27 protein-coding genes and 1 pseudogene are annotated in these 26,795 nt (G+C 63.1%); 10 read left to right on the forward strand and 18 right to left on the reverse strand.

Features of this window, described 5'->3' with window-relative positions:
- Nucleotides 1-23: 23 nt before the first annotated feature.
- Nucleotides 24-1,085, reverse strand: coding sequence for an AbrB family transcriptional regulator (locus tag FW789_RS21200; protein ID WP_446431979.1), 1,062 nt, complete (start codon nucleotides 1,083-1,085; stop codon nucleotides 24-26).
- A gap of 113 nt (nucleotides 1,086-1,198) precedes the next feature.
- Between FW789_RS21200 and FW789_RS21205 the strand changes: the two genes are divergently transcribed.
- Complete coding sequence (locus FW789_RS21205; RefSeq protein WP_103437643.1) at nucleotides 1,199-2,101, forward strand: LysR family transcriptional regulator; 903 nt, start codon at nucleotides 1,199-1,201, stop codon at nucleotides 2,099-2,101.
- Between the two features lie 9 nt (nucleotides 2,102-2,110).
- Here FW789_RS21205 and FW789_RS21210 read toward each other — a convergent pair whose 3' ends face one another.
- From FW789_RS21210 to FW789_RS21225, 4 genes are all read right to left on the reverse strand, one after another.
- Nucleotides 2,111-2,473, reverse strand: coding sequence for a VOC family protein (locus FW789_RS21210; protein ID WP_103437642.1), 363 nt, complete (start codon nucleotides 2,471-2,473; stop codon nucleotides 2,111-2,113).
- 117 nt (nucleotides 2,474-2,590) lie between these two features.
- Nucleotides 2,591-3,313 (reverse strand): anti-sigma factor, encoded by a 723-nt coding sequence (locus tag FW789_RS21215; protein ID WP_186700892.1) that lies wholly within the window; start codon nucleotides 3,311-3,313, stop codon nucleotides 2,591-2,593.
- Entirely contained in the window at nucleotides 3,310-3,855 is a 546-nt protein-coding gene (locus FW789_RS21220; protein ID WP_242548634.1) for a sigma-70 family RNA polymerase sigma factor, read from the reverse strand. The genes FW789_RS21215 and FW789_RS21220 overlap by 4 nt, the downstream gene beginning before the upstream one ends.
- Before the next feature lie 110 nt (nucleotides 3,856-3,965).
- A complete protein-coding gene (locus tag FW789_RS21225) occupies nucleotides 3,966-4,508 on the reverse strand; it encodes a DUF3455 domain-containing protein (RefSeq protein WP_207073454.1) in 543 nt (180 codons plus the stop codon).
- 201 nt (nucleotides 4,509-4,709) lie between these two features.
- On the opposite strand from FW789_RS21225, the gene FW789_RS21230 reads away from it, so the two are divergent.
- Entirely contained in the window at nucleotides 4,710-5,816 is a 1,107-nt protein-coding gene (locus tag FW789_RS21230) for a Gfo/Idh/MocA family protein (protein WP_340609671.1), read from the forward strand.
- A 41-nt stretch (nucleotides 5,817-5,857) separates the two neighbouring features.
- Here the strand turns inward: FW789_RS21230 and FW789_RS21235 are convergent, their stop codons facing one another.
- The 5 genes from FW789_RS21235 to FW789_RS21255 form a co-directional block, all read right to left on the reverse strand.
- Complete coding sequence (locus tag FW789_RS21235) at nucleotides 5,858-7,612, reverse strand: glycoside hydrolase family 15 protein (RefSeq protein ID WP_446432012.1); 1,755 nt, start codon at nucleotides 7,610-7,612, stop codon at nucleotides 5,858-5,860.
- Nucleotides 7,613-7,744: 132 nt separating this feature from the next.
- Nucleotides 7,745-8,281 (reverse strand): PqiC family protein, encoded by a 537-nt coding sequence (locus FW789_RS21240; RefSeq protein ID WP_446431980.1) that lies wholly within the window; start codon nucleotides 8,279-8,281, stop codon nucleotides 7,745-7,747.
- Nucleotides 8,282-8,296: 15 nt separating this feature from the next.
- Complete coding sequence (locus tag FW789_RS21245; protein ID WP_446431981.1) at nucleotides 8,297-9,952, reverse strand: PqiB family protein; 1,656 nt, start codon at nucleotides 9,950-9,952, stop codon at nucleotides 8,297-8,299.
- Nucleotides 9,933-10,589 carry a paraquat-inducible protein A gene (locus FW789_RS21250; protein ID WP_186700909.1) on the reverse strand — a complete coding sequence of 219 codons (657 nt, stop codon included), beginning with the start codon at nucleotides 10,587-10,589 and terminating at the stop codon, nucleotides 9,933-9,935. The genes FW789_RS21245 and FW789_RS21250 overlap by 20 nt, the downstream gene beginning before the upstream one ends.
- Complete coding sequence (locus tag FW789_RS21255; RefSeq protein WP_446431982.1) at nucleotides 10,586-11,182, reverse strand: paraquat-inducible protein A; 597 nt, start codon at nucleotides 11,180-11,182, stop codon at nucleotides 10,586-10,588. The genes FW789_RS21250 and FW789_RS21255 overlap by 4 nt, the downstream gene beginning before the upstream one ends.
- 162 nt (nucleotides 11,183-11,344) lie before the next feature.
- On the opposite strand from FW789_RS21255, the gene FW789_RS21260 reads away from it, so the two are divergent.
- Nucleotides 11,345-12,061 carry a DUF72 domain-containing protein gene (locus FW789_RS21260; protein ID WP_446431983.1) on the forward strand — a complete coding sequence of 239 codons (717 nt, stop codon included), beginning with the start codon at nucleotides 11,345-11,347 and terminating at the stop codon, nucleotides 12,059-12,061.
- Here the strand turns inward: FW789_RS21260 and FW789_RS21265 are convergent.
- On the reverse strand, nucleotides 12,047-14,695 hold the full coding sequence (locus tag FW789_RS21265) for an excinuclease ABC subunit A (protein WP_446431984.1): 2,649 nt from the start codon (nucleotides 14,693-14,695) through the stop codon (nucleotides 12,047-12,049). The two genes, FW789_RS21260 and FW789_RS21265, sit on opposite strands and share 15 nt — an antisense overlap.
- A 195-nt stretch (nucleotides 14,696-14,890) precedes the next feature.
- Here FW789_RS21265 and FW789_RS21270 point away from each other — a divergent pair, with 195 nt between their 5' ends.
- Complete coding sequence (locus FW789_RS21270) at nucleotides 14,891-15,595, forward strand: SDR family oxidoreductase (RefSeq protein ID WP_207073458.1); 705 nt, start codon at nucleotides 14,891-14,893, stop codon at nucleotides 15,593-15,595.
- Nucleotides 15,596-15,680: 85 nt separating this feature from the next.
- Complete coding sequence (locus tag FW789_RS21275) at nucleotides 15,681-15,932, forward strand: hypothetical protein (protein WP_186700913.1); 252 nt, start codon at nucleotides 15,681-15,683, stop codon at nucleotides 15,930-15,932.
- A gap of 37 nt (nucleotides 15,933-15,969) precedes the next feature.
- On the opposite strand, the gene FW789_RS21280 is transcribed toward FW789_RS21275, so the two are convergent.
- Both FW789_RS21280 and FW789_RS21285 read right to left on the reverse strand, forming a co-directional pair.
- A complete protein-coding gene (locus FW789_RS21280; protein ID WP_446431985.1) occupies nucleotides 15,970-17,295 on the reverse strand; it encodes an MFS transporter in 1,326 nt (441 codons plus the stop codon).
- A gap of 164 nt (nucleotides 17,296-17,459) precedes the next feature.
- Entirely contained in the window at nucleotides 17,460-18,152 is a 693-nt protein-coding gene (locus FW789_RS21285) for a FadR/GntR family transcriptional regulator (protein ID WP_186700914.1), read from the reverse strand.
- Between the two features lie 286 nt (nucleotides 18,153-18,438).
- Here FW789_RS21285 and FW789_RS21290 point away from each other — a divergent pair, with 286 nt between their 5' ends.
- From FW789_RS21290 to FW789_RS21310, 5 genes and pseudogenes are all read left to right on the forward strand, one after another.
- A complete protein-coding gene (locus FW789_RS21290) occupies nucleotides 18,439-19,224 on the forward strand; it encodes a transporter substrate-binding domain-containing protein (protein ID WP_103437630.1) in 786 nt (261 codons plus the stop codon).
- A 23-nt stretch (nucleotides 19,225-19,247) separates the two neighbouring features.
- Nucleotides 19,248-19,913, forward strand: coding sequence for an amino acid ABC transporter permease (locus FW789_RS21295; protein WP_103437629.1), 666 nt, complete (start codon nucleotides 19,248-19,250; stop codon nucleotides 19,911-19,913).
- The gene (locus FW789_RS21300; RefSeq protein WP_446432013.1) at nucleotides 19,910-20,560 is read left to right on the forward strand and encodes an amino acid ABC transporter permease; all 651 of its coding nucleotides are present in this window, start codon (nucleotides 19,910-19,912) and stop codon (nucleotides 20,558-20,560) included. The genes FW789_RS21295 and FW789_RS21300 overlap by 4 nt, the downstream gene beginning before the upstream one ends.
- The gene (locus FW789_RS21305; RefSeq protein ID WP_103437627.1) at nucleotides 20,547-21,284 is read left to right on the forward strand and encodes an amino acid ABC transporter ATP-binding protein; all 738 of its coding nucleotides are present in this window, start codon (nucleotides 20,547-20,549) and stop codon (nucleotides 21,282-21,284) included. Before FW789_RS21300 ends, FW789_RS21305 begins: the two co-directional genes overlap by 14 nt.
- A gap of 40 nt (nucleotides 21,285-21,324) precedes the next feature.
- Nucleotides 21,325-21,459: pseudogene (locus FW789_RS21310) on the forward strand (methyltransferase domain-containing protein); the annotation flags it as partial.
- A gap of 111 nt (nucleotides 21,460-21,570) precedes the next feature.
- Here the strand turns inward: FW789_RS21310 and FW789_RS21315 are convergent.
- From FW789_RS21315 to FW789_RS21335, 5 genes are all read right to left on the reverse strand, one after another.
- Nucleotides 21,571-23,721 (reverse strand): TonB-dependent receptor, encoded by a 2,151-nt coding sequence (locus FW789_RS21315; RefSeq protein WP_446431986.1) that lies wholly within the window; start codon nucleotides 23,719-23,721, stop codon nucleotides 21,571-21,573.
- A gap of 66 nt (nucleotides 23,722-23,787) precedes the next feature.
- Nucleotides 23,788-24,195: a DUF2946 family protein gene (locus FW789_RS21320; protein ID WP_207073463.1), complete on the reverse strand. Its 408-nt coding sequence runs from the start codon at nucleotides 24,193-24,195 to the stop codon at nucleotides 23,788-23,790.
- 72 nt (nucleotides 24,196-24,267) lie between these two features.
- Complete coding sequence (locus FW789_RS21325) at nucleotides 24,268-25,041, reverse strand: ParA family protein (protein ID WP_446431987.1); 774 nt, start codon at nucleotides 25,039-25,041, stop codon at nucleotides 24,268-24,270.
- A 196-nt stretch (nucleotides 25,042-25,237) separates the two neighbouring features.
- On the reverse strand, nucleotides 25,238-25,639 hold the full coding sequence (locus tag FW789_RS21330; RefSeq protein ID WP_103437623.1) for a hypothetical protein: 402 nt from the start codon (nucleotides 25,637-25,639) through the stop codon (nucleotides 25,238-25,240).
- A gap of 84 nt (nucleotides 25,640-25,723) precedes the next feature.
- Nucleotides 25,724-26,755, reverse strand: coding sequence for a UV damage endonuclease UvsE (locus tag FW789_RS21335; RefSeq protein ID WP_411564939.1), 1,032 nt, complete (start codon nucleotides 26,753-26,755; stop codon nucleotides 25,724-25,726).
- Nucleotides 26,756-26,795: the final 40 nt, after the last annotated feature.

A 26,795-nucleotide genomic window follows, 5' to 3' on the forward strand; every position in this document is an offset into this window, starting at 1 on the left:
CGCGTGGCAGGGGTAGGCGGGTTTCAGGCCTTGGCCAGGCGGATGATCTGCCTGGCGCAAAAGGCACCGGTGATGATCACGGCAATCAGGCGCAAGGTCTGCATTGCCAGCACCAGCCCGACATCTGAGTGGGTTTCCACCGCAATGATGGCCATGGCATCCAGCCCGCCTGGGCTGGTTGCCAGGTACATCGAAAGAAAATCATGCCCAGTGACCCACGCCAGCAACCAGGCGCAGCCGGCGCACAGCGCGATCAAACCGGTCGCTCCGGCGATCATGGTCGGCAAGCGGCTCCCCACATAACGCACCGTGACCCGATCGAAACGCAGGCCTACGTAGCATCCGATGGCGCCATAGGCAAAGGCCAGCAACCAGCCGGGCAGGGCAATCTGCATCAGGCCACTCAATTGCAGCGCACTACCGATCAACAACGGTGCCAGCAGCGCGCCCGCAGGCAGTTTGGTGGCCAGGGTTATCCCGATCACAATCACGGCCAGGCATGGCAGCAGTTGGTTCAGTTGTACCGCAGGGGTGCTGGCGGCTGGTACCAACGCCTTGCTGGCGATATCGCCGGCGCCAAGCAAGTGGCTGACCAGCGCGCCGATCATCACTACGCAGACGACCCGCACGTATTGCATGGTTGCCACTACCCGCGGATCGGCACCGTGTGCTTCCGCCATCGAGACCATCGCCGAAGCTGCGCCAGGGGCTGTGCCCCAGGCTGCAGTCGCGGCCGAGATACCGCCGTAACGCACAGTGGCCAGGCCTACCATGGCGCTCAACAGCACAGTGAGCAGCGTGGTTATCAGCATCACCGGCCACGACTGCGTCAAGGCCGCCAGTACCGTCCAGCTCATCGAGTGGGCAACCATCAGGCCGACGCAGCCCTGGCCAAAGCGAAACACCTGTTTGTGCAGGCGCAGCCCGGCGCCACTGACGCCAAAGGCGATCGCGGTAAGCATCGGCCCGAGAAACAATCCTGCAGGCACTGCCAACGCATGCAGTAGTTGGCCGCTGGCGGCAGCACAACCGATCAGGGCCAGCCAACGCAGGGTCAGCAGGGGATTTGATAGCAACAACTGCACGGGGTGATTCTCCTCGACCCGGTAACGGCGCTTGCGGGAGAAAATTATCGACGGCGCAATCGATCAAGTCTATTTTCTACTTTCGATGAACCTATAACTGAAATTCATGAATCATGGACCTTCGTGACCTGACTTACTTCGCCACCATCGCTGAGCTTGGCCATCTTGGCCGGGCTGCCGAACGGCTCAACCGCAGCCAGCCCGCCTTGAGCAAAAGTATCCAACGGCTGGAAGAATCCCTCGGCACGCGGCTGTTCAAGCGTGATGGTCGGCGTATCAAGCTGACCGACGTAGGCGAGTTACTGCTTGAGCGAGGTCGGCAATTGCAGCTGAACATCGCCGAAACCGAGCGCGAGGTCCGGGATTTTGCCGGTGGTTTGATTGGCAACATCCGCCTCGGTTGCGCGGCGAGCATGGCTGAGTACTTGTTGCCGCGGCTGACCGAGTCGCTGTTGCAGCGCGCGCCCGAGCTGACCTTGCAGCTGTCCATCGGCCAGGACGATCTGCTCAAGGAGTCGCTGCGCTCGGGGCGGTTGGATGCCATCATCTGCCCGCTGATCGTCGATGATCCGCACGTCAGCAGTTACCCGATCTTGCAGGATGAGGCCGTAGTGGTAGCCAGTGCCGACCATCCATTGTTTGCCGCGCCGATCACCTTGCACAGCCTTTGCCAATACCGCTGGGTGCTGCCGGCGATCACGGTCAGTTCCAGGCGCTGGATCGACAACGTGTTTGCCACTCACCATTTGCCGATGCCACAGGTGCAGATCGAAGCCAACAGCATCTCGATGCTGCCCCGCCTGATCGAGCGCACCCGGCTGCTGAGCTTTGTAGCGAGGGAAACCCTTGAGCACGGCCACGGTATGTCGCGCTTGCGTGCGGTGACCCTGGATGAAACCACCATGCATCGCACTGTGGCGGTGTCGATTCGCGCCGAGGGCTATCTGCCACCGGCCGTGGCCGCGATGGTCGAATTGCTCAAGGAACGCGGGCGCAGTTTTTTCGGTGACAATTGAACGGGCCGATCAAGCACTGCTTGTTGCAGTCCACACCGCCAGTTCGTAGCCGTCCGGGTCGATGAAGTGGAAGCGGCTGCCGCCGGGGAACGAGAAGGTCTGCCGGCTGATCTGCGCGCCAGCAGCCAGCAGCCGCTGCTGAGTCGCATCCAGATCGTCGGCGTACAGAATCACCAGCGGGCCGCCGGGGCGGACCGGCTCGCCGGTAGTGAACCCGCCGCTCAGGCGACCGTCACTGAATTCGGTGTAGGTTGGGCCGTAATCGACAAAGGTCCAGTCGAATGCCTTGGCGTAAAACGCTTTGCTGCGGGCAATGTCGCTGACATTGAATTCGATGTTGTCGATCTGCCGGTCGTTACCGCGAACAGTCATGATGGCTTCCTTGCTCGGTCGTGAACTTGAAGCTGTGAGCATGAGGGCTTTTGGACAGCTTTGTCCACATAGCTCAAACGGTGCTCAATCTCGAAGCCACAGGTTCCATGCTGACAATCAAATGACTTTCACCGCCCGGCCAATAAACTGAATCGGCCCAGTCGGCTTGCCAGTCTTCGATCCGCCGGCATTCTCCAGTGTCAGTTCGAACAACTGGTTCGCTTCAAGCGGCGGCAGTTTGTCCAGCGGCACCGAAATCTTCTCCCCTGGCTGGACCAGACCCAGCGACACCGGCCCTTGCCAGTCATCACCTTTGGTCCAGAACTGCAGGGTTTTGTCGGCCGGCACAGTGACTTGGCCGAGTGGAATCAGCTCGACCTCACGCGGACTGCTGGCCTGAATCACCCAGCCCGGGGCGCGGTCTTGCGGGGCGACCAGCACGACCAGATAGGAGGTCTGCGGCGGCGTGACAGTCTGGCTCGACAGCGCCACGGCCATCACCAGACTCGCCGCCAGGCCAGCACCTGCCAGGCCACGCCACAGCGGCAGCAGGTTCCACCAGGAGGTGTTCACGCTGCGTTCGGGGGCTGCTTCACGTGGAGCGAGGCTGTCCAGGCTGCGGCCAACGCGCTGCCACAGTTGCATCGAGGGTTGTTGCGCCGGGGCGAGGGTAGTCAACTCCAGAAGGCGTTGCTCCCAGGCATCGACAGCGGCGCGCAAGGCACCGTCATAGGCCAGGCGTTGTTGCACTGCGGCACGTTGCTCGGCATCGAGCGTGCCCAGCACGTATTCACCGGCCAGTTGCTCCAGCTCATCGGCGTTGCTCTGGTCGTTGTTCATCCCATGCACTCCCGCAATGCTGCCAGGCTGCGCTTGATCCAGGCCTTGACCGTGCCCAGCGGCGTGCTCATGCGCTGGGCGATTTCTGCATGGGTGCAGCCGTCGACGTAGGCGTGCAGGATGCAGTCGCGCCGCGCCGGCTCCAGCTGCTCCAGGCAGTGGTAAATCCGCGCCGAATGCGCCTGCGCGGTAAAGTCCACTGGCTGCCACTGCGCAGAGGCTTGCAGCGCCTCGTCGTGTTGCTCATCCAGAGGCACCTGGCGCGCGCCATCACGCACGAAGTTCAATGCCAGATGCCGGGTGACGCTGTAGATCCAGCCACGTGCCGAACCTCTATCTGGATCGAAGCTTGCGGCATGCGTCCAGATCCGTACGAAGGCGTCATGGACGATGTCTTCAGCCACCGCCGGTTCGCGTGCGATGCGCAGGGCGACCCCGAGCAAACGCGCGCTTTCCTGCTGATACAGCTCGCGCAGGGCTCTACGATCGCCTGCAGCGCAGGCCAGCAGGCAACGTTGATAATCAAACGCGGGTTCAGGCAAGGACAAATTCTGTTCAGCCATTGGCAAGGGGTGCGGACCCCAGCCGGCTGGCCGGGGTTTGTCGCAGAGCTTAGACGACTTTTGTAGTCAGCACTTGCCGCGCACGTCGATCACTTGGCAGACCAGAAGATGTAGTCGGCCTGATATTTGACAACCTGTTTCTCACCCTTGTTGGCGGCAGTGCATGCGCTGGCGGGAGCTACGCCGCCTTTGGTCGCGGTGCGCTGAATGTAGCTCACGCCCTGCATCGCGCCTGTGCCGTCGGCGGGGTTGGCCTTGACCAGTTGGTAGGGGATGTCGCCTTTGCTGGCTGGGGAGACGGCGACCTGGGTGCCGGTGACTTTCGAACCATCCTTGGCCTGCCAGGTTGCAGGTGGGCCAAAGTAGTCGCCGACTGCCTTGCCCTTGCGGTCATTGAGCACGGCTTTGGGGCCGACGAAGAACCACTCGGTCTGGCCGGCGGCATCTACCTTGTCGCGGCACTCGTAGGTGATCTCGCCTACGCCGACGGTTTCCATCATCACTTTGTTGCCGTCCGGCACCTTGACTGCATCCGGCAGGCCCATTTGCGCCTGGGCGGTCTGCATGAACAGGGACAGGCCGCCTATGGCCAGGGAAGCGCTGATCAGGCTGAGAGTACGTTTGCCATTCATGGTGTATCTCCTGGTGAGTAACCGAGTGGCAGCGATGGGCTGCTGACAGTACTACCCACCAGTAACGGGTTTGGATGCAGCCTGATGAAAATAATTTTTGCCATGGTGCTCGATCATCCGCAAGGCAAGAAAAATCGAACTCGCCCCCCGGCTTGCTTGCCCACTTCCTAGCTAATGAAAATTTCCCGCAAGGAGACAGCAATGCCCAGTTCAGATGGCAAAATCCGCTACGCAGTAGTCGGCGGTGGTTCGATCTCGCAGGGTGCATTCATGCCTGGGGTCAGTCAGACCGGCAATTCGACCCTCGCCGCATTGGTTACCGGCGACTCTGAAAAGGCTCGCCAGTTGGCCAGCCGCTACCAGCTCAAGGCCTGGGCCTACACCGACTACGCAGCACTGCTTGCCTCCGGTGAGATTGATGCGGTGTACGTTGCCACGCCCAACTTCCGTCATCGCGAATTCGTCATCCCGGCGCTGGAAGCCGGTATCCACGTGCTGCTGGAAAAACCCATGGCGGCCAGCGATGACGACTGCGTGGCCATGCGCGATGCGGCGCAACGCACCGGTACCAAATTGATGATCGCCTACCGCTTGCACTGCGAGCCGGGCACGTTGGAGATGATCGAGCGGGTGCATAGCGGCGAGTTCGGCCAGCCGCGTCTGTTCACATCGATTTTCACCCAGACCGTCAAACCGAGTAATCACCGCGCCCACAGCGGCTTTGCTGCCGGCCCGGTAGCGGACATGGGCCCGTATCCGCTGAACATGGTGCGCCAGCTGTTCAATGCCGAGCCGATTGAGGTGAGTGCGATAGGCAGCCATTCGCCAGGCAGCCAGATCGACACCTGGGACACCGTCAGCGTGTCGCTGCGTTTTCCTGAAGAGCGCCTGGCGCAGTTCACCGTCAGCTACTGCCTGCCTGATTCCGAGCGCTTCCAGCTGCTCGGCACTGAGGGCGAAATCGAAGCATCGCCTTGTTATGGCTATGGGGAAGATGTCGCGATCAGCTACCGCGCCACCCTCGATGACACCACCCGCGTGCATGTGCATCCGGTGGTGGATCAATTTGCCGGCGAGACCGCGTACTTCTCCGACTGCATCCTCAACGACCAGGCGCCGGAGCCGGATGGCGATGAGGGCTGGCGTGATGTGCGCGTAATCATGGCCATCGAACGCGCGTTGGTCACCGGCCAGGCGCAGACGCTCGAGCCGCTGCCGGCCAGGCGTTTGCCGCAGCGTGATCAGCGCCGTGCGTTTGCCCTCGCCGAAGTGCCGCCATATGTGAATACCGAGTCGCCTACTGAGTAAACTGGCTCAGCGTGCCCGAATCCGGGCACGCCAACCGCCACTCAGCGCTCTGGTCGAAAGCCACCAATCGCCCGCGCTGCACGCATCAGGGCCAAGTGGGTCAGGCCCTGCGGCAGGTTGCCTAGATAATGCCCGTGGTCGGGATCGACCATCTCGGCGTAGATGCCGACACCGCGGTGCAGTCCGCTCACTGCGCGTTCAAAAGCGTGCTGCGCGCGTTCGGGTTGGTCGAGCAAGGCCCAGGCTTCGATCAGCCAGAAGGTGCAGGCAAGAAAGCAGCCTTCCTCGTGATCAGCACCACTGTAGCGATAGTGAAAGCCATTGCGGCCGAGCGTGTGCTCGACCGCTTCCAGCGTGCTGCGCAAGCGCTCGACGCTGGGATAGCCAAACCGCACGGCCAACGCCAGCGAAGCATCGAGTCCGTCTGCTCCGGGGTAAAACAGATAGGCCTGCTGCGCCTCGCTCCAGCAATGCTCCTCGATCCAGGCCTGGATACGTTGCCGCTCACGGTCCCAGCGGTCGCGGCATGTAGTCGGCAGATGACCACCGTCGGCCAGTTCCACCGCACGGCTCAAAGCCTGCCAGCAACTGATCTTGGAACTGGTGTAGTGCTGCTTGTCAGGCAGCTCCCAGATCCCGCAATCAGGCTGGCGCCAACGGTCGGCGCACTCATCGGCCAAGCCCGCGAGGATCATCGCACTGGGCGAATCGAGAATGTTGCCGCTGTCGATAAAGCACCGTGCGGTTTCGAAGATATCGCCGTAGACGCCATGCTGCGGTTGATCGGTGGCGTCGTTACCAACCTGCGGTGGCGAATTTTTGTAACCGGGCAGGGCGATCGGCCGGGTGGGCTCGACGCGTGCGCCTTCGAGGGTGTAGCAGACCCGCGCGCCGTGCTCGCCAAGCCGCTTGAGCAGCCAGGTGAAAGCCGCCTTGGCCTCCGGCTGCGCGCCGATACCCAGAAATGCTTCGATGGTATAGCCGGCATCGCGCACCCAGGCGTAGCGGTAGTCATAGTTCTTCAGGCCGCCGATGCGCTCGGGCAGGGATGAGGTGGCAGCGGCCATGATCGAGCCGGCAGGGGACGACAGCAGCAGTTTCAAGGCCAGCGCGCTGCGCACCACCAGCGGTTTGTACGGGCCGTCGTAGGTCAGCCCTTGCGACCACTGCCTCCACTCGCGGTCCGAGCCGTCGATGCGTGCATCGATCAGCTCCAGAGGCGGGCGCACCAACGGCTCGTCGCGGCCGGCGATGATCGCCAGCACGGTTTTCTGCCCGGCGGCGATGCGCAACGTGGCACTGACGCCAAGGTCATCCTGGCGCTCGATCTGCAACTGCTCGCTGTGCAGAAACATCCCCAGAATCCGCCCGGCATGGAACACACAGCCATTGCCGGTCGGTGCCAGATAAGGGCAGACGGTATCGGCCTGGGTGCCAAAGTTCAGCGTTACGGCAAAATCGACTTGCCCAGTGATGCCCTCGACCCGCCGCGCCAGTTCTGCCCACGGCAGGCGCCCAGCCGGGCCGCTGTTGAGCGACTCGATCATGCGCGCGCTGCCGCTGGCGGTGATGAACAGGGTTTCCAGCACATTGCTGTTCGGCAGATAACGCCGTTCGACGCTGAAGGCCTGCTGCGGGGTGATTGCGAAGCAGCCCCCGTTAGCAGAAGCCAGCAGGCGATCGCACAGCGGCGGCGAGTCCATGTGCGGCACGCACCACCAATCAATAGAGCCGTCCCAGCCGACCAGCGCCACCGAGCGTCCGTCACCCAGCGCGGCATAGCCCTCGAGCGGCAGCCAGCCGCCAGCGTCACGCTGCGGTAGGCCGCACTGCAGGCCTTGCATCATATTGTCATTCACAGGCCAGCTCCGAGTCGGGTGTGTGCATACCGACCGGAGCGCGGCGAGGCGAGTTCGTTTGGCTTTACTTCACGAGCAGCCGCCCTGTGGGTTGCGCGCGGCCTGGTTGATCCGCACAGCGAGCTGCTGCAGGTTGTGTTGATGGGCAGTGACCAGGGCATCGATAGCGCTGCCGGCCTGGGTCTGGATGATGCTGCGACATTCAAGGCTGTTGCCAGCGGTACCGCGCAGGCGCCATTTGGCATCCAGCAAGGCGTACTGGCTGGGCACCGAATCAAAGCGCTGGACGATGATCCGTACCGAGCTCTTCTGGCCCGGCACGCCGCTGCTCAGTTGTTCGGCGAGGGCGCTACGCATTTCGTCGGCCAGGCTGGCGCCCCACCATTGCGTTTCCAGAATGGCCAGGCCGCTGGCGCCCTGGCGAATCACGATCTGGGCGCGGTCGACCTGCGCGGGCACACTGACGCTTTCGATGGCGACCTCGCTGCCGGCCGGGGAGCGGCTGACCTGGGTTGGCATCAGCGTGTGAAACTGGATCGGCTCGCTGCGACACGCTGCCAGCAGCGCAAGCGAGACGAGCAGCATGAGCTTGCAGGGTGAAGTCATGGCTATCGCTCCGGGTCAGTTGCGCGGTGGGCCTTGCAGGTCGATAGGTGGCGCATTGCTTGGTCGACCACGGATCAACGCCTCTGGGTTACGCCCAAGGTAATCGGACAGATCGCGCAACGAGCGAGACATGCGCCCGAGTTCGTCGAGGGTCTCACTGAGCTTCTCACGCTGCGGCGAGTCTTCGGCGAGCGTGGCGCTGGCCGACTGCAAGGTCTTGCTGACATCCGCCAGGGTGCTCTGCACCCCCGGCAGGGTGCGGCTGTTGAACTGCAACAGGCCTTTGCGCAGCTCGACCAAGTTGCCGTCGAGGTTGCCGGCGATGCGCTCGACGGGCAGCTTGTTGATTTTTTCCAGCATCGCCTGGAGTTGCTCCTGGAGGATTTCCAGGCTGCCGGGCAGGGTCGGGATCGCAATTGGCCTGGCGTTCAGGTCGAAGGCGACCTTGGGCGCCTTGGGGAAGAAGTCCAGGGCGATGTATAGCTGACCGGTCAGCAGGTTGCCATTGCGTGCCTGCGCGCGCAGGCCGTTGGCGACGAACGAGCTGAACACCTGGGCGGTGGCGGTCATGTCATCCGGATCATGCTTGAGCGCTTTGAGCATTTTCTTGTGCGCCTGGCCCAATCGTTGCGCATACACCACGATGCCGACGTTGATCGGGAAGCTGCGTTGCACTTCATCAAAGTCTAGATTGACCGAGACCACTCGGCCGATCTCGATACCGAGAAACTCCACCGGCGCGCCCACTTTGAGGCCGCGCATGGCCTGGTCGAAACGCAATGTCAGGTACTGGGCTTTGCCGCTCGGCGGGGCCAGCGCGGTTTGCTGATCGTCAAACAGCTCATAGGTGCGGGCTTCGGCGGCGGCGCTATCGTTGGGGCTGTACTCAGGTGCGCGGAAGGCGATGCCGCCAACCAGCAGGGTCGACAGCGATTCAGTCTTGATCGCCACACCGTTGGCGCCGATGTTGACGTCGATGCCGCTGGCGTTCCAGAAGCGCGTGTTGTCGGTGACATAGGCGTCATTGGGGGCGTGGATGAACACTTCGATATTGACGCCTTTGCCGTCGGCATCCAGCGCGTAGGCGACTACCTGGCCCACAGGGATCTTGCGGTAGTACACCGGCGAGCCTATATCCAGCGAGCCGAGGTCCTGGGTGTGCAGGGTGAAGCGCTTGCCGGGTTCGCCGTAGGTGATCGGCGGCGGGTTTTCCAGGCCCTTGAAGCGCTTGGCGCGGCCCTCGGCCTGGCCGATGTCGGCACCGATATAGTCACCCGAGAGCAGCGTGTCGATGCCCGACACGCCACCGGCGCCAATACGCGGGCGCACCACCCAGAACTGCGAGTCTTCGCGGGTGAAGCCCTCGGCTTGCTTGTCCAGCTGGACGGTAGCGTTGACGCTGCGTTGATCATCGCTCAAGGCCACCGCCGAAACGTGACCGATGACCACGCTGCGGTATTTGACCTCGGTCTTGTTCGCCACCAGGCCACTGCCGGTCTTGAAGTTGAGAGTGATGGTCGGGCCTTCCTGCAGTTTGCTGTGAATCACCAACGACAGGCCGACCAGTACCGCCACCAGCGGGACCAGCCACACCAGTGACACGCTGAAACGGCGCGTCTTGATTGGCGGTGGTCCCGGTTCTGCCGGTGCTTCAGTGGCGGGCGACTTCATCCATGGCCTCCTCAGGTCCTGCTTGCCAGATCAGACGCGGGTCAAAGCTCATCGCCGCGAGCATGGTGAACACCACCACCAGGCCAAAGAACAGAATCCCCACGCGCGGCTCGATATCGCCCAGCGCCTGGAACTTGACCAGCGCTGCAACCAGCGCCACTACCAGCACGTCGAGCATCGACCAGTAGCCGATCAACTCGACAAACCGGTACAACTGCGAACGCTCGCGGCACGCCCACTGGCTGCGCCGCTGGACGGTGATCAGCAGCAGCGACAGCGCGACGAACTTGACCCCCGGCACCGCGATGCTGGCGATGAAGATGATCAGCGCGATGTCCCACGCGCCGTGCGCCCAGAACTCCAGCACGCCACTCATGATGGTGCTGTCGGCACCGTCGCCGAGCATGGTCGTGTTCATCACCGGCAGCAGGTTGGCCGGGATGTAGAACACCAGCGCGGCCAGCATGAACGCCCAGGTGCGGGCCAGCGAGTTAACCTTGCGCCGGTGCAGTGGTGCGTCGCAGCGCGGGCAACTGTGTGGCTCGTCGCGCATGTCGCAGGCCAGGCCGCAGCTGTGACACAGGCACAGGTTGAGCTCGGCGGCCGTCGGTGGGTGGTCTCTGGCAGTGCGGTTCATGGCAGCGCCCACAGTTCGCGGATATCGCGACCAGCGATGCGGATCAGCAGCAGGCTCAGCGCGGCGAGGGCGAACAGGCCGATACCGGGCAGCACCGCCAGCATCCCGGCCAGCTTGAACACCGCAACCATGGCGCCGAGCAGGCAGACTTCGAGCATGCTCCACGGGCGCAGGGTTTCCAGCCAGCGCATGCACAGTTTGAACGCCGGCGCGCGGCGCTGGCTGAGGGCAAAGGCCAGCACCCAGATCAGCAGCATCAACTGAAACGCCGGCGCGATGATGATGGCGATGGCTGCGACCATGGCAATGAAGGTGATTGGTCCCTGGCTCAGCGCCAGTACCGAATCCCACAAGGTGGCGCTGTTTTTCAGGCCTTGCAGGCTGATGGTCATGATCGGATAGAAGTTGGCGAACAGCCACAGTATGGCTGCGGTGATGGTCAGCGCCAGGCGCTGTTCCACCGTCAGGCCGTTGTAGCGCTCCAGCACGCCGGCGCAGCGCACACACAAGGACTTTTGATGTTTGCCGAGCACAACCTGCTGGTAAACGCAGTCGCAGTGCTCGCAAATGATCAGCTGGGCGGTGCTGGCCATGGTCGCCATCGCATGAGGCAGGGTTAAGTGAATATAGAAGTGCTGGCTTATTCGGCAACTTTTTCCTGAAGGTAATCCGCTGACAACGGGTGATGCTAGCTGAACCTTGACCCCGTTCTGCAACTCCACTGGCTGACGGGCAAGTCAAGCAGGGAGGTACTGATGATTTATCTGGGCTGTGCCGGCTGGAGCATCTCACGTACTTACGCTGCACAGCTGGCAGGCGAGGGCAGCCATCTGCAGCGCTACGCCCGCCAACTCACTGCGGTAGAGATCAACAGTTCGTTCTATCGACCGCATCGCCCAGCCAGTTATACGCGCTGGGCTGGCGCGGTGCCGCCGGGGTTTCGCTTTTCGGTCAAGCTGCCGCGTGCCATCAGCCATGAACGGCGTCTGGTCGATTGCGCGCAAGCCTTGGCTGAGTTCTTTGCGCAGTGCACGGCGCTCGGGTCAGCGCTGGGTTGCGTGCTGGTGCAACTGCCTCCCTCATTGGCGTTCGAGCCGCTGCTGGTGGAGCGTTTCATGGCTGATGTGCGCAAGATGTATCCAGGGCCTGTGGCATTGGAAGCGCGCCACCCCAGCTGGGCCGAGGCCGGACCGCTGATGGAGCAGTTGCAGGTGGCACTGGTGGGCGCAGACCCGGCGCGCTTTGCCCTGGATGCGCAGCCGCGTGGCTGGTCAGGCCTTGCGTACTGGCGCCTGCATGGCTCACCGCGTACCTATTTCAGCGATTACCCCAGCACTTGGCTGCAGGCGCTGGCGCCGCAGTTGCTGGCCCGCGCCGAGGCAGGCGCGGCGACCTGGTGCATTTTTGACAACACGGCAGGCGATGCAGCCTTGGGCGATGCCCTTGAACTGCAGACGCTACTGGGTAATTGAGCGCAGCACACTTTGCAGAAATGGCGCCGTCCGGCTGTGCTTGCAGCGGGCGACCTCGGCGGGCACGCCGCTGGCGACGACCTGGCCACCCGCAGTGCCGGCGCCGGGGCCGATGTCGATGACCCAGTCGCTTTGCGCCACCACACGCATGTCATGCTCGACCACCACCACCGTGTGCCCGCCGTCGACCAGCCGGTTCAGTTGCAGCAGCAGGCGGTCGACGTCCTGCGGGTGCAGCCCGTTGGTGGGCTCATCCAGCACATACAGGGTGGCGCCGCGCGCGCTGCGTTGCAGCTCGGTGGCCAGCTTGATCCGTTGCGCTTCGCCACCGGACAGCTCGGTGGCCGGTTGGCCAAGACGCAGATAACCCAGGCCAATATCGGCCAGCACCTGCAAGCTGCGCCGCACGGGCGGCTGTTCGGCAAACACCTGCAGCGCTTGTTCGACGGTCATGCCGAGCACATCGGCAATGCTCATGTCCTGCCAGGTCACTGCCAGCGTTGCCGGGTTGTAGCGGGCGCCGTGGCAGGTCGGGCAGGGCGCGTAGACGCTGGGCATGAACAGCAACTCGACGCTGACAAAACCTTCGCCTTCGCAGGTTTCACAACGGCCCTTGGCAACGTTGAACGAGAAACGTCCGGCGTCGAAGCCCTGCGCCTTAGCCTGTTCGGTAGCGGCAAACAGCTTGCGGACGTGATCGAACAGCCCGGTGTAGGTGGCCAGGTTGGAGCGTGGGGTACGTCCGATCGGCTTCTGGTCGACCTTGACCAGCCGCTTGATCGCCTCCAGGCCAGCGGCGATGCGGCCACTGCTGGCTTGTTCCGGCTCGTCTTCCAGGCTTTGTTCGTCAGGCTCTGCGGCTTGCTCCGGCTGGCCGAGGTGGGCGCTTACCAGCTCGAGCAGGGCCTGGCTGACCAGGCTGGACTTGCCCGAGCCGGAGATCCCGGTAACCGCCGTGAAGCAGCCCAGCGGGAATTGCGCATTGAGGTCTTGCAGGTTGTTGCGGGTCACCCCCTCAAGCGCCAGCCAACCCTGTGCGGCTCTGGATTGCTGGTGTTGCGGCCTGGCCTCGGCGAACAGATACGCGCGGGTGCATGACTGCTCGATCTCGGCCAGGCCCGCTGGCGGGCCGCTGTAGAGAATCCGCCCGCCGTGCTCGCCGGCGGCAGGGCCCACATCGATCAGCCAGTCGGCGCGGCGCATGGTGTCCAGGTCGTGCTCGACCACAAACACTGAATTGCCGCTGCTTTTCAGCCGTTGCAGGGCCGCGTACAGCGCCTCGCTATCGGCTGGGTGCAAGCCGGCCGAGGGCTCGTCGAGCACATAGATCACGCCGAACAGTTGCGAGTTGAGCTGAGTGGCCAGGCGCAGCCGCTGCAGCTCGCCGGACGACAGCGTGGGCGTGCTGCGCTCGAGTGCCAGATACCCCAGGCCAAGGTCGATCAGGGTGTTGATCCGTTCCAGCAGTTCGGCGGCAATGCGTTGCGCGGCCAGGCGTTTCTCCAGCGACAGATTGGGCGTGTGGCGCACATCCGGGCCGCCGCTGTGCGCCGGCTCGCCCTTGGCCGCCCGTTGCTGGCGTGCCTCGCGGGTTTGCTGATGAGAGAGGGTAGCGCCGCTTTGCTCTGCGTTGGTCAGATAGTCGGGATTGGCCACCGTGCGCAATACCACGGCCAGGTCCTGCAACGGCAGCTGCGACAGCTCGGCAATGTCCAGGCCGGCGAAGGTGACGGTCAGGGCTTCGCGCTTGAGGCGTTTGCCGGCGCACAGCGGGCATGCACTTGGGCGCATGTACTGGCTGACGCGCTTGCGCATCTGCGCGCTTTGCGAGTGCATGAAGGTGTGCAGCACATAGCGCTTGGCGCCACTGAATGTGCCTTGATAACTCGGCTCCAGTTTGCGTTTGAGCGCTGTGCGGGTCTGCTCGGGAGTCAGCCCGGCGTACACCGGCACAGTCGGGGTTTCCTCGGTGAACAGGATCCAGTCACGCTGTTCTTGCGGTAGATCGCGCCATGGCTTGTCGATGTCGTAGCCCAGGGTGACGAGGATATCGCGCTGATTCTGCCCGCCCCAGGCCAACGGCCAGGCCGCCACCGCACGCTCGCGGATAGTTAGAGAAGGGTCGGGCACCATGCTCGCCTCGGTGACTTCATAGACGCGGCCCAGGCCATGACACTCCGGGCAAGCGCCCTGCGGCGTATTCGGCGAGAAGTCCTCGGCGTACAGCATTGGTTGCCCGTCGGGGTAACTGCCGGCGCGCGAGTAGAGCATGCGGATCGAACTCGACAAGGTGGTCACGCTGCCCACCGAGGAGCGCGCACTGGGGCTGCCGCGTTGCTGCTGCAGGGCTACCGCTGGCGGCAAGCCTTCAATAGCGTCGACATCGGGTACCCCGACCTGATCGATCAGGCGCCGTGCGTAAGGCGCCACCGATTCGAAATAACGCCGCTGCGCTTCGGCATATACGGTGGAAAACGCCAGCGAGGATTTGCCTGAGCCGGACACACCGGTAAACACCACCAGCGCGTCGCGAGGGATGTCGACATCGACGTTCTGCAAGTTGTGCTCGCGGGCGCCGCGCACGCTGACGAAGCCGGTGAAGGCGTGCTCTGGGGATGTGCTGCGTGGTGGCATGGAAGACGGCCCTGATCTGCTGGAAATAACACCTTAATGAGTAGGACCGCATCGGCCAATGGCCGTGCGGGAGAGTTTCGAATCAGGTTCTACTCAGAAGTTTTTCTACTGGCTCTCGTGATTATTCATGACTGCTGACGAGCCTGCTCTCGGGTGTAGCCTTTAAGCGTCATCAATGTGTACTCAGGAGCAATCATGTCAGCAGACAAAGTAGCCATTATCACCGCCGGCGGCAGCGGCATGGGCGCCGCCGCCGCCCGCCGACTAGCCGCCGACGGCTTTCACGTCGCGATCCTGTCCTCTTCCGGCAAAGGCGAGGCCCTTGCCGCTGAACTAGGCGGTATCGGCCTGACCGGCAGCAATCAATCCCCTGCCGATCTGCAAGCACTGGTCGATGCGGTCATGACCAAATGGGGCCGCGTCGACGTGCTGGTCAACAGCGCAGGCCACGGCCCACGGGCGCCAATTCTGGAGCTGACCGATCAGGACTGGCAGCTTGGCATGGACACGTACCTGCTCAATGTAATCCGTCCCAGTCGCCTGGTTACGCCGATCATGCAGCGCCAGCAAGGTGGCGTGATCATCAATATTTCTACCGCCTGGGCTTTTGAACCTAGCTCCCTGTTCCCGACTTCAGCGGTATTCCGCGCAGGGCTGGCCGCGTTCACCAAGATTTTTGCCGACGAATTTGCCGGCGATAACGTGCGCATCAACAACGTCTTGCCCGGCTGGATCGACAGCTTGCCCAGCACCGAGCAACGCCGCGACAGCGTACCGCTCAAGCGCTATGGCACCAGCGAAGAAATCGCTGCCACCGTGGCATTTCTGGCCAGTGAAGGCGCCGCCTACATCACCGGGCAGAACATCCGCGTCGATGGCGGCATTACCCGCAGCCTCTAACCGCTGAGCGGGCCATGGGCAAGTTCGCAGGAACCCCTCAGCGCTGCGCTGACTCAACCGGGAAACCAGCGCCGGGTAACTGCCAATGAATGTCTTCGATGCCTCCTTGCAGCCACAGGATCAACAGCGGATCTCGGCACTGTCGGGGTGGTATCAACTGCTGGAGGACCGCCAGCAGCGCATGGACTGCCCCAACACCTACCACGAGCGGCTGCTCTATCAGGCTGACGAAATGGACCGCCTGGGCTTGGTGACGTGGCAAGAGTGGCGTGACCTGAGGCTTGAGGCAGACAAGGCCTACCTCTGGGCCGTGCACGGTGGCGACTACCGCAACTGACTGTGCAACGGGGCCTCAACGACCCCGCAGACATGGCTTAAACGGCGGGGTTAGGCTGCCCTGTCGGCACCTCTTCATGCAGTGAAATCCGCGAAGTCTCCGGCAGCGCCAGGCCACCGATCAACGCCAGCAAGGCGATCACCACCAGATAGAACGCAGGTGCCAGGCTGCTGCCGGTCTGGCCAATCAGCCAGGTCGCAACCAGCGGCGCGGTGCCGCCGAACAGCGTGTAGGCAACGTTGTAGGTGATCGCCGAGGCGGTGTAGCGGGTGCGGGTAGGGAAGCTCTCCGAGAGCAGCGCGGCAGTGACTACACCACTCATCAGCGCACCGACCGCCAGCAGGATCACGCCGAGCAACGCGCCGGACATCGACCCCGAGCTCGCCAGCCAGTAGGCCGGGAACACCGCAATCATCACCCACAGGCAGGTAAAACCAATGGTCTTGCGTCGGCCAATGCGGTCCGAAAGCAACCCGGCCAGTGGGCAGCCGGCAGCGGCGAACAGCAGTGCCACAGTGGTCACCAGCAACGACTGCGCGCGGGTCAGGTTGCCGACCAGTTGCAGGTAAGTGGCAAAGTAGGTGGTGAACATATAGAACGACAGTGCCGTCAGCGAAATGAATGCGCCGAGGTTGCGGATCGCCCGGCCGTGATTGCGCAGGGTCTGCTTGAGCGGCGAATGGCTGTGCACCTTGCCTTCGGCGATGGCCGCACGGAACGCTGGGGTTTCCTCCATGCGCCAGCGCAGGTACAGACCGACCAGGCCCAATGGCGCCGCGATCAGAAACGGCACACGCCAGCCCCAGCTGTTCATCGCGTCACTGCTCAGGTTTGCCTCGAGGGCGTAGGCGATCACTGCTGCGCAGGCAAACGCCGAAAAGGTCGACACCGGCACGAAGCTGCCATAGAACGCGCGTCTGGTTTGCGGTGCGTGTTCCATCAGATAAGCGCATGCACCTGCGTACTCGCCACCAGCGGAAAAGCCTTGCAGGCAGCGCGCCAGGGTCAGTAACAGCGGCGCGGCGATACCGATGCTGGCGTAGGTGGGCAGCAGGCCGATGAGTGTGGTCGAGCCCGCCATCAGCAGAATGGTCATCGACAACACGCGTTTGCGCCCGAGCCGATCTCCCAAAGCACCAAACACGATGCCGCCCAATGGCCGCAAGGCAAAGGCTACGGCGAACACGGCAAAGGTTTTGAGCAGGCCGGCGCCGGGGTCGGAGCTGGCGAAGAACTGGCTGGCGATCAGTGTGGCAAGGAAGCCGTAGACGGCGAAGTCGAACCACTCGACGAAATTGCCAACGGCCGAGGCCGCGATGACCCGGCGCAAGGTGGCCGGTGATACCTCATGGGAAGTGGACATGCGGATACGCTCCGATTTGCCATGGCAGCCTGATTGAAAGTGCCGCAGTCGGGCCGCAGCATCGTTGTTATGGCTATCAGTAGATCGGCAGGTTGCGCCGCGCGCATATTCGGGGGCGACACTGAGCTATCTGTTTCAACCAGCAGGCAAGCGGTTGCGCCGGCCTAGACCGGGAACACCACGCCGGTACGCGAAGCTGCGTTGCGGATATGCTCCTGCATGGCCCGCTGCGCGCCCAGTTGCGAGCGTCGGGCCAGGGCGCGGAGGATCTTGCTGTGCTCCTGCCAGGTTTCCATGGCCCGCTCCGGACGTATGAACGGCAGCTTCTGGCTTTCCAGAAAGATGTCCTGGCTGGCGGTGATCACATGCAGCATGGCGCGGTTGCCGGACGCCTGCAGCAGCGCCTGGTGGAAGGCAAAGTCCAGCCGCGCTGCCGCTTCGAAGTTACCCGCACGCAACTCCTGGCGCATGGCCTCGACATTGGCGGCAAGCCGGTCAAGATCGTCGGCCGTCAGGTTCAGCGCCGCCTGCCCGGCGGCAAAGCCTTCCAGTGCATAGCGCAGTTGGAAGGTGTCGGCGGCAGACACCTGCTCGGCGTACGGCCAACTGAAGCCCACCGGGGTTGCCGGCACTGGGGCCAGCACGAACACGCCCTTACCGGGCTGCACGCTGACCAGGCCCAACGCGCTGAGGGTCGATAATGCTTCGCGCAACGAGGCCCGGCTGACCCCCAGTTGCTCGGCCAGGTCGCGCTGCGAGGGAAGGGCATCACCGGGCAGATAACCACCGTCATCGATCAGTTTGCGGATTGCCTGCAAGGCGATTTCCGGGACGGCGCGGGGGAGGGTATCGAGCATGCAGTTCAGACCGGTCAGAGGGCAGGGTTCGACCCTTTTACGGGCAATGCGCGGCGCTGGCAAGCCTTGCTCCGTGCTGGCGCAGGGTGAACGGAGCTTGCACAAATGCAGGGCGCAGCGCGGCGCGCTTGCCTTACTCAGCAGCAACTGTTCAGACCAGTAAGACCGTGGCGCAGACGGTCTGGCCTGCTTTTGCGGGGTTTAGGGAGCTTTCTGGCATGGCCCGTGCACTTGTGCTGTGTAACTGCCTGTCCAGTTGCCCACTCTGACCCTGCGAGGCTCGTGCATGACCAAGTTCCGTACCCTGTTTCTGGCTACCGTGTTCTGCGGCGGTGCCCTTGGCGCAGTTCAGGCCCAAGCCGATGCGCTGGCCGACATCACCGCCCGTGGTGTATTGAAAGTCGCTGTGCCGCAAGACTTCCCGCCATTCGGTTCGGTCGGCCCTGACCTCAAACCGCGCGGCCTGGACATCGACACCGCGCAGTTGCTGGCCGACAAGCTTGGGGTCAAGCTGGCGCTGACGCCGGTCAACAGCACCAACCGTATCCCGTTCCTCACCACCGGCAAGGTTGACCTGGTGATTTCCAGCCTGGGCAAAAATCCGGAGCGGGCGGCGGTGATCGACTTCTCGAAACCCTACGCACCGTTCTACCTGGCTGTGTTCGGCCCGGCCGAGACCAAGATCGACAGCATCGATGCCATTGCTGGCAAGACCATCAGCGTCACCCGCGGCTCGATCGAAGACATGGAGCTGTCGGCAGTGGCCCCCAAGGGCGCAACCATCAAGCGCTTTGAAGACAACAACTCGACCATCGCCGCCTACCTGGCTGGGCAGGTCGAGCTGATCGCCAGTGGCAGCGTGGTCATGGCCGTGATCGCCGAGAAGAACCCGGCCAAGGTGCCGGTACTCAAGGTCAAGCTCAAGGACTCGCCGGTGTATGTCGGCCTGGCCAAGCAGGAGCCGGCACTGCTGGACAAGGTCAACGCCACGCTGGATGCAGCCAAGGCTGACGGCAGCCTCAATCGCAATGCGGAAAAATGGCTGAAGCAGCCGCTTCCGGCTGACCTTTAAGCCGCGCCTGGAGTTGCTGTTCGATGGCCTATCAATTTGATTTCGCCCCGGTGCTGGCCCAGGCTGACCTGCTCCTCAAGGGCGCGCTGTTCACCCTGCAACTGACGGTGGTCGGTACCGTGCTGGGGCTGGCCATCGGCGTGCTCGGCGCGGTGGTCCGGGCCTGGCGCCTGCAGCCGTTTTCAGCGGTGTTCGGGGCGTATGTGGAGCTGATCCGCAACACGCCGTTTCTGGTCCAGCTGTTTTTCATCTTCTTTGGCTTGCCGGCGCTTGGCGTGCGCCTGAGTGAATGGGAAGCGGCAGTGCTGGCGATGGTGATCAACCTCGGCGCGTACTCCACCGAGATCATCCGCGCCGGCATCATGGCCATCCCCAAGGGCCAGCTGGAAGCGGCTGCAGCGTTGGCCATGAGCCGCTTCGAGGCGTTTCGACATGTGATTCTGCGGCCGGCACTGGCCAAGGTCTGGCCGGCGCTGAGCAGCCAGATCGTGATCGTCATGCTCGGTTCGGCGGTGTGTTCGCAGATCGCCACCGAGGAGTTGTCGTTCGCGGCCAACTTCATTCAATCGCGTAATTTCCGCGCGTTCGAGACTTATCTGCTGACCACCGTGCTGTATCTGCTCATGGCCATCGGCGTGCGGCAGTTGCTGGCCTGGCTCGGGCAGCGCTGGCTGATGGGGAGACGCTGATGGACTTCACCTTGTGGGATATCGTCCGCAACCTGCTGGCCGGCTTGCAATGGACCTTGTTGCTGTCGCTGGTGGCGTTTGTCTGCGGCGGCGTTGCCGGCTTGCTGTTGCTGCTCGCGCGGATCTCGGAAAACCCTTATCTGCGCGGCCTTGCCCGGGGCTATATCGAATTGTTCCAGGGCACGCCATTGCTGATGCAGCTGTTCATGGTGTTCTTCGGCATCGCGCTGTTCGGCATCGACGTTTCGGCGTGGATGGCAGCAGCAATTGCCCTGACGCTGTTTACCAGCGCGTTCCTTGCCGAGATCTGGCGCGGTTGTGTCGAGTCGATCGGCCGTGGCCAGTGGGAAGCCTCCGGCAGCCTGGCGCTGAGCCGACTCGAGCAACTGCGCTATGTGATCCTGCCGCAGGCCATGCGCATCGCCATCGCGCCGACGGTGGGCTTCTCGGTGCAGGTGGTCAAGGGTACGGCGGTCACGTCGATCATCGGCTTCACCGAACTGACCAAGACCGGCGGCATGCTCGCCAACGCCACCTTCGAGCCGTTCCTGACCTACGGCCTGGTCGCCGTGGGCTACTTCATCCTCTGCTACCCGCTCTCGTTGAGCGCCCGTTATCTGGAAAGGAGGCTGCATGCCCCTGCTTAGAGTGTCTGCGCTGCACAAATATTACGGCGACAACCACGTGCTCAAGGGCGTTGACCTGAGCATCGAAGAGGGCGAAGTGGTCGCGATCATTGGCCGCAGCGGTTCGGGCAAGAGCACCTTGTTGCGCACCCTCAACGGCCTGGAGTCGATCAGTGACGGCGTCATCGAAGTCGACGGTGAGTACCTCGACGCTGCCCGCGCCGACCTGCGCAGCCTGCGCCAGAAGGTGGGCATGGTGTTTCAGCAGTTCAACCTGTTCCCGCACCTGAGCGTCGGCGAGAACGTGATGCTGGCGCCGCAGGTGGTGAAGAAGACCAGCAAGGGCGAAGCGCGGCAACTGGCTGAGCAGATGCTGGCGCGGGTCGGCCTGGGCGAGAAATTCAACGCCTACCCGGATCAACTCTCCGGTGGCCAGCAACAGCGGGTGGCCATCGCCCGTGCGCTGGCGATGTCGCCGAAAGTGCTGCTGTGTGACGAGATCACTTCGGCATTGGACCCGGAACTGGTGACCGAGGTGCTGGGGGTGGTACGCCAGCTGGCCAAGGAGGGCATGACCCTGATCATGGTCACTCACGAGATGCGCTTTGCCCGGGAAGTGGGCGACAAGCTGGTGTTCATGCACCAGGGTAAGGTGCATGAAGTGGGCAATCCGCGGGAGGTGTTCGCCGCGCCGCAAACCGCCGAGCTGGCCAACTTCATTGGTGCGGTGGCGCAAGCGTCCTGAGCTGCTCGACCAACTGAGCAGCTAGGACCTGTCGCAGAACATGCTCGCGCGTGCCCGGCACGATACCCATGATCCGGCGATCGAGTACCGCATCGCTGATCTGGAGAGCCTCACGCTGCCAGCAGCAGGGTTCGATCTGGCCTACAGTGCGCTCACCTTCCACTACATCGAAGACTTGCCACGGCTGATCGCAACGCTGTACCAGGCACTGGTACCGGGCGGCCAGTTGGTGTTCAGTTGTGAACACCCGATCTACATGGCCGCTGCCGGCGCGCACTGGCAGCCATCAGAAACGTACGTCCATGGCCAACTCGAGCGCACGCGGCGCGCCCATGTAGTACTGCAGGCCGTATGCCTGCTTGGCGTAGACCTCGTCGGTCAGGTTGCGCACCCGTGCTGTCAGTGCGGTGTTCCGGTCGACCTGATAGCGCGCGAATGCACCGAACAGGGTATAGGCCGGCGCCTTCAGCGTGTTGGCGTTGTCGGCGTAGACCGAGCCGACATAACGCCCGTCAACGCCCATCGACCAAGCCGTATCGAAGCTGTAGGTCAGCCACAGGTTGCCGACATTGGCCGGCACGTTGACCGGCGCGTTGCCTTTACGCGATACCGAGATGCCATTGGCGGCCTCGTTGAACTCATCATACTGCGCATCGACATAGGCATAGTTGGCTTCGGCCAGCAGCGTTGGCGTGACTTGAAAACGCCCAGCCAGTTCGATCCCGCGTGAGGTCTGCTGACCGGCTTGCACCGTCAGGTTGGGGTTGCTCGAATCGCGCACGGTAAAGTCCTTTCGCACGATCTGATACAGCGCAATGGTTGCCGCGCCGCGGCCTTCGAGAAAGTCGAACTTGCTGCCGGCTTCCCACTGCTCGCCCTTGGACAGATCGAACAGGCCGACGTTGGAATAGGTGGCAGCGGCCAACGACCCGGCCGGTAAGTCGGCAGCGGTGCTGTACTGCAGGTACACGCTGGCGCTTGGCGTCAGCTCGTAGCTCAAGCCGACCCGCCCGCTGAGCGATTCCCAACGGCGTTCAAAGTAGGCTGGGCTGGTGGGCGAAACCGTGTCGTAGTTGTCCACCTGCATTTCCAGGTAGTCGTAGCGCAGGCCTGTGAGCAAGGCCAGGCGATCGGTCAACTGCAGGCGGTTTTCAGCGAACACTGCGCCATTGTCGATCTGGTGATGGCGCTGGCGGGTCAGGCCGGTATTGACCCCCGGGATATCACCGAAGCTTCCAGGGTCGAAATGGTCTGGGTCGACCACGTCGCTCCAGCTGCCCGCAGTGGGGTAGAGATCCTGGCGCATGCGCGAGTAATCCACGCCCATCGCCCATTGGCTCGACAGGCCAAGCAGGGTGTTGGCGTGGCGCAGTTCGATACGGTCGCCCAGTACCGTTTGCTCATGGCGCTGCAGGTATGGGCTGCCGCGCTGCACATTGCTCGCGGCGTTGTAGCTGTACCGCTCAAGGTTGCGGTAGTCGCGTTGGGCGTCGTAGTGGTACAGCGTGTTGTGCACGCTGGTGGCGTCGCTGATCTGGTAGTCGAGCATCGAGCGCAACCAGCGCACGCGCTGTTCATAGCGGCCGTCGGCGACGTTGTAGTTCTCGAAGCGGCGGCCGTTGTCGATCTTCATGGTGCTGCGCCCCGGCAGGATCGGCGCGCCCCAGTAGGGGCTGACTTCTTTGTCCTGCTGGTACTCGATGGCCAGCGTGTGGGTGAGGTCGGGGGTCAGCTCACTGAGCAAGGACAACGCCAGGCTGTCGGTGTCGCGCTCATTGCGGTCGATGTATCCGTTACTGTGGCCGCGGCTGAAATCCAGACGCACGAAGTGATGAGCCTCGGCCGGGTTGCTGGCCAGCGCCTGATTGATACCGAAGGCGATTTCCGAATCGTCGAAGCTGCCATAGCGCAGGCGGCCATCGATGGTCTGCTGATCGCGGCTGGCCAGCTTGCTGATGTAGTTGATCGAGCCGCCGACTGCACCGGCGCCATGCAGGAACGACGACGGCCCACCGATCAGTTCGACACGATCAATGACCCAGGCGTCCACCGGGCGAGTGGCGCTGCTATAGCCGAGGTTGATGCCGTTGAAGAGCTGGGTGACCTGGTTCTGGGTGAAGCCGCGGTAGCTGACAAAGCCGCCGTAGCCGGGGTTGGCCGAGGCGTTTACACCGGTCATGGCGTTGATCACGTCCTGGGTGTCTTTGGCCCCGCGTTGTTCGATCACGCTGCGGTCGGAAACACTCACCGAGGCGGGCGTTTGCCGCGCGGTCAGGCCGAGCTTGGAGCCGGTACGGATCGGCTCGTCCAGTTGCACGCCCGAGGGCGCTGCACGGCTGGCGTCGATGCTGGTGGCGGAGAGTTCGATGGCCGAGTGGTCGGCCCAGGCGATACTGCAGGTGCTCGCCAGGAGCACCAGGGAAGTCTGGCGGATCATGTTGTTGTGGTTTCCACGCAAAAGTCATGGCTGAGCACACACCTGCGGGCAAGTGGCCCGGGCGGCTCAGACGAAGGTTGCTGGCGTTGCGTGGATGGCAGGGGAGGCGCGTGGGTTGAGGGCAGGGCGCACATAGCGTGGCGGCGGTTGGGCCCAGCTGCGCTCGACCATCGGCGACGGCGCGCTGCCGCGCAGGCGCTCGAACCACCAGCCCGTGCTGCTTGGTGCCACCGCTTGAACAAACGATGAGCACACTGGGCAGTCCAGCTGCGCCATGTGCTGATCACCGCTGGACTCGCCAAGGTCGACCGCCGGCCCGTGCTCGCTGGACAGCGAGCAGAAGCCACCGTTGAGCCCGGACAGTTGTAGGCCGCTCATCTGGCCGTGGTGCAAGCCGCAGATCAATAGGCTGAAGAGGACGCTGGCATACAGCGCCCAGGCAGTCAGCGCACGGCTCTGGCGGGGGATTTTCATGGCAGTGAATCTACCATCAGCTCAGCATCGCCTGAGTGCTGACTGGCTGTGGTGGATTGTCGCACCTGGGTGTCAGGCGGCGCGTTCCAATACATCGAGCAGGTCGACGAACTCGCGGGCCAATTTGTGCGTGGGCGCCAGATGGACCAGCGGCACGGCGGCCTGGTGCGACTCGCGCATCTTGATCGAGGCACTCAGGTACACCGGCAGAATCGGCAGGCCTTCACTGCGCAGTTGCTCGACCAGGGTCTGATGCAGTGCGGTGCGCCCGGCGTACTGATTGACCACCACGCCCTCGACGGTAAGTTCGGCATTGTGGTCGTGGCGCAGCTCTTCAACTTCGGCCATGACGTTGAGCAGCGCCTGGCGCGAGAAGCTGTCGCAGTCGAACGGGATCAGCAGGCGCTCGGCGGCGAGCAGGGCGCTGAAGGTATAGAAGTTCAGCGCAGGCGGGGTGTCGATATAGATCCGCTCGTAATCTTCCGACAGCGCGACCAGCAGCTTGCGCAGCTTGTTGATCTTGAATTTGCTTTCCAGACGGGTCTGCAAATCGGCCAGCTCAGGGCTGGCAGTGACCAGGTGCAGGTTGGCGTAGCGTGTCTCGCTGATGGCCACACGGTTCTTCTTGCCTTCAGGGCTGGTACTGAGGGTCTGCCTGAAGAAGTCGGCAATGCCGGGTGGGATCTGGTCGTTGCTCAAACCGGTGAGGTAGTAGGTGGCATTGGCCTGGGGATCGAGATCGACCAGCAGTGTCCGGTAACCCTCTGCAGCGCTGGCAGCGGCAAGATTGCAGGCAATGCTCGATTTGCCCACTCCACCTTTCTGATTGAATACGACTCGACGCATGCTGCGGTTCATCCCTGAAATAAGCCGTGGGGCCATAGATGGCAGTTCAGAGACAATCCTATGAAGTAAACATGACATTATTAAGACAAGGGTTGTTACATTTTGCCCGGTGCTTGAAACCCGCATCCTGAACGAAGCCGGCAGGCTCGAATCGCAATTCGAACCTGCCGGCGTTTAACGTGCGATGGCCCGTGAATTAGCCGCCGCCACCGCCGCCACCTGCGCCGCTACCGCCTGCACCGCCGGAGCCGCCGCTACCGGAACTGCCTGAGCCAGTGCCGCTGCCCGAGCCGCCCATGCCGCCGCTGCCGGTGCCACTGCCGCCGGTGCCGCCCTGGTTGTCATCGCTGTCAGTGGTGCTGCCGCCCATGCCGCTGCCACCGGTACCGCTGCCGTTCATGGTGCCAGTGCCAGTGCCGTCACGCTGCATGGTGCCGGTGCCCGTGCCGTCGCTGTTCATGGTGCCCGGGCCAACGCCGGTGGCGCCGCCGGTCTGGGTGCTTGGCGCGTCGTTGTCATTCATGTTGGTCGCGGCCATTGCCAGTGGCGCGGTGGCGCCAAGGCAGACTGCGAGACAAAGTGCATGCATCCGCTTCATGGTGTATCTCCCGTTCATGTGAGTACATGCGTTGGGCCTTGCCTCGTCGGCGAGGGTGCCCCGGAACTGACGGACGGTGCCCAATCAACCGCCGGCGGCAGCGCCATCAACGTAGCGCTGATAGAACTCGAGGGTGGCGAGGTTCTTGTGCTTGGCCTCGAACATGATGTCGAAGCCGCCCATGAAGCCCAGCGCGTAACGGTTGGTCCAGTCGTTCCACATGCGCTCGCTGTGCTGGTACAGATCACGCTTGTTGACCTGCTCCAGCAAGGCTGGAATCTTCAGCTTCTGCTGGGCGGCAAAGCCCAGTTCTTGCAGGCGCTCGGGCGGCTGCGAGTAGTGCATCACCGGGCGCACGCCGCGCCAGCTGGCGATGATCGGCGCCAGCCGTGGGTCGTCATGGGCGATGTAGTCGTTCTCGTGAATCCAGCAGTGATGGATATCCAGCACCACCGGCGCAAGGTCGGCCAGGCCCAGGCAATCGTCGACGCCGTAGGTCTTTTCATCGTTCTCGAAGGTGATGACATTGCGCGCCTCCTGCGACAGCCGCGGCCATACGGCACGAACGCCAGCGGCGCCCAAGCGCCCGGCAATGTGCACGTTGCACTTGAAGTCCTGAAAGCGCTGGCCGTAGCCCATCATGCGGATCATGTCGGCGTGGTACTCGAACTCGGCCAGGCTGTTCTCGACCACGTCGGCGCGGTCCGAGCCGAGTACGCAGTACTGGCCGGGATGAAACGACAGGCGAATATCCGCGCTGCGGGCAAACGCGCCAATCGCGCCGAGGCGTGTCTGCAGGTCAGCCTGAACGGTCGGGTTACGGTAGAACTCGGCCACTTGCGGGTGGCTGTAGAGCGGCAGCAGGTCGCTGCTCAAGCGCACCATGCGCAGGGTTGGCGGTAGCTCGGCAACATACGCCAGCAGGCGCAACTGGGCATCGAGATTGTGTTCGACCAGCTCCAGCAGCTTTGCCGCAGCGGCTTCGACGCTGGCGCTGTTGAGCCAGCGCAAGGTCGTGGTGCGCGGGTTGAAAGCCTTTTCGATGGCCTCCAGTTCCTTGATCGACAGGCTGCGATGCGGGTGGCGGTACATACAGGCAAAGCCCAGACGGGGCATGGTCATCTCCGGATCGATAGGGGCTGCAGCTTGGACATCA

The organism is Pseudomonas sp. 1121_17, from assembly GCF_052850745.1.

Coding starts and splice junctions, on each gene's coding strand:
- FW789_RS21225 (WP_207073454.1), bottom strand. CDS start 4,508: ATGAATGGCAAACGTACTCTCAGCCTGATCAGCGCTTCCCTGGCCATA.
- FW789_RS21315 (WP_446431986.1), bottom strand. CDS start 23,721: ATGATCCGCCAGACTTCCCTGGTGCTCCTGGCGAGCACCTGCAGTATC.
- FW789_RS21305 (WP_103437627.1), top strand. CDS start 20,547: ATGCCCCTGCTTAGAGTGTCTGCGCTGCACAAATATTACGGCGACAAC.
- FW789_RS21240 (WP_446431980.1), bottom strand. CDS start 8,281: ATGACTTCACCCTGCAAGCTCATGCTGCTCGTCTCGCTTGCGCTGCTG.
- FW789_RS21275 (WP_186700913.1), top strand. CDS start 15,681: ATGAATGTCTTCGATGCCTCCTTGCAGCCACAGGATCAACAGCGGATC.
- FW789_RS21290 (WP_103437630.1), top strand. CDS start 18,439: ATGACCAAGTTCCGTACCCTGTTTCTGGCTACCGTGTTCTGCGGCGGT.
- FW789_RS21280 (WP_446431985.1), bottom strand. CDS start 17,295: ATGTCCACTTCCCATGAGGTATCACCGGCCACCTTGCGCCGGGTCATC.
- FW789_RS21295 (WP_103437629.1), top strand. CDS start 19,248: ATGGCCTATCAATTTGATTTCGCCCCGGTGCTGGCCCAGGCTGACCTG.
- FW789_RS21335 (WP_411564939.1), bottom strand. CDS start 26,755: ATGCCCCGTCTGGGCTTTGCCTGTATGTACCGCCACCCGCATCGCAGC.
- FW789_RS21260 (WP_446431983.1), top strand. CDS start 11,345: ATGATTTATCTGGGCTGTGCCGGCTGGAGCATCTCACGTACTTACGCT.
- FW789_RS21230 (WP_340609671.1), top strand. CDS start 4,710: ATGCCCAGTTCAGATGGCAAAATCCGCTACGCAGTAGTCGGCGGTGGT.
- FW789_RS21255 (WP_446431982.1), bottom strand. CDS start 11,182: ATGGCCAGCACCGCCCAGCTGATCATTTGCGAGCACTGCGACTGCGTT.
- FW789_RS21265 (WP_446431984.1), bottom strand. CDS start 14,695: ATGCCACCACGCAGCACATCCCCAGAGCACGCCTTCACCGGCTTCGTC.
- FW789_RS21210 (WP_103437642.1), bottom strand. CDS start 2,473: ATGACTGTTCGCGGTAACGACCGGCAGATCGACAACATCGAATTCAAT.
- FW789_RS21245 (WP_446431981.1), bottom strand. CDS start 9,952: ATGAAGTCGCCCGCCACTGAAGCACCGGCAGAACCGGGACCACCGCCA.
- FW789_RS21270 (WP_207073458.1), top strand. CDS start 14,891: ATGTCAGCAGACAAAGTAGCCATTATCACCGCCGGCGGCAGCGGCATG.
- FW789_RS21250 (WP_186700909.1), bottom strand. CDS start 10,589: ATGAACCGCACTGCCAGAGACCACCCACCGACGGCCGCCGAGCTCAAC.
- FW789_RS21325 (WP_446431987.1), bottom strand. CDS start 25,041: ATGCGTCGAGTCGTATTCAATCAGAAAGGTGGAGTGGGCAAATCGAGC.
- FW789_RS21285 (WP_186700914.1), bottom strand. CDS start 18,152: ATGCTCGATACCCTCCCCCGCGCCGTCCCGGAAATCGCCTTGCAGGCA.
- FW789_RS21330 (WP_103437623.1), bottom strand. CDS start 25,639: ATGAAGCGGATGCATGCACTTTGTCTCGCAGTCTGCCTTGGCGCCACC.
- FW789_RS21215 (WP_186700892.1), bottom strand. CDS start 3,313: ATGAACAACGACCAGAGCAACGCCGATGAGCTGGAGCAACTGGCCGGT.
- FW789_RS21205 (WP_103437643.1), top strand. CDS start 1,199: ATGGACCTTCGTGACCTGACTTACTTCGCCACCATCGCTGAGCTTGGC.
- FW789_RS21320 (WP_207073463.1), bottom strand. CDS start 24,195: ATGAAAATCCCCCGCCAGAGCCGTGCGCTGACTGCCTGGGCGCTGTAT.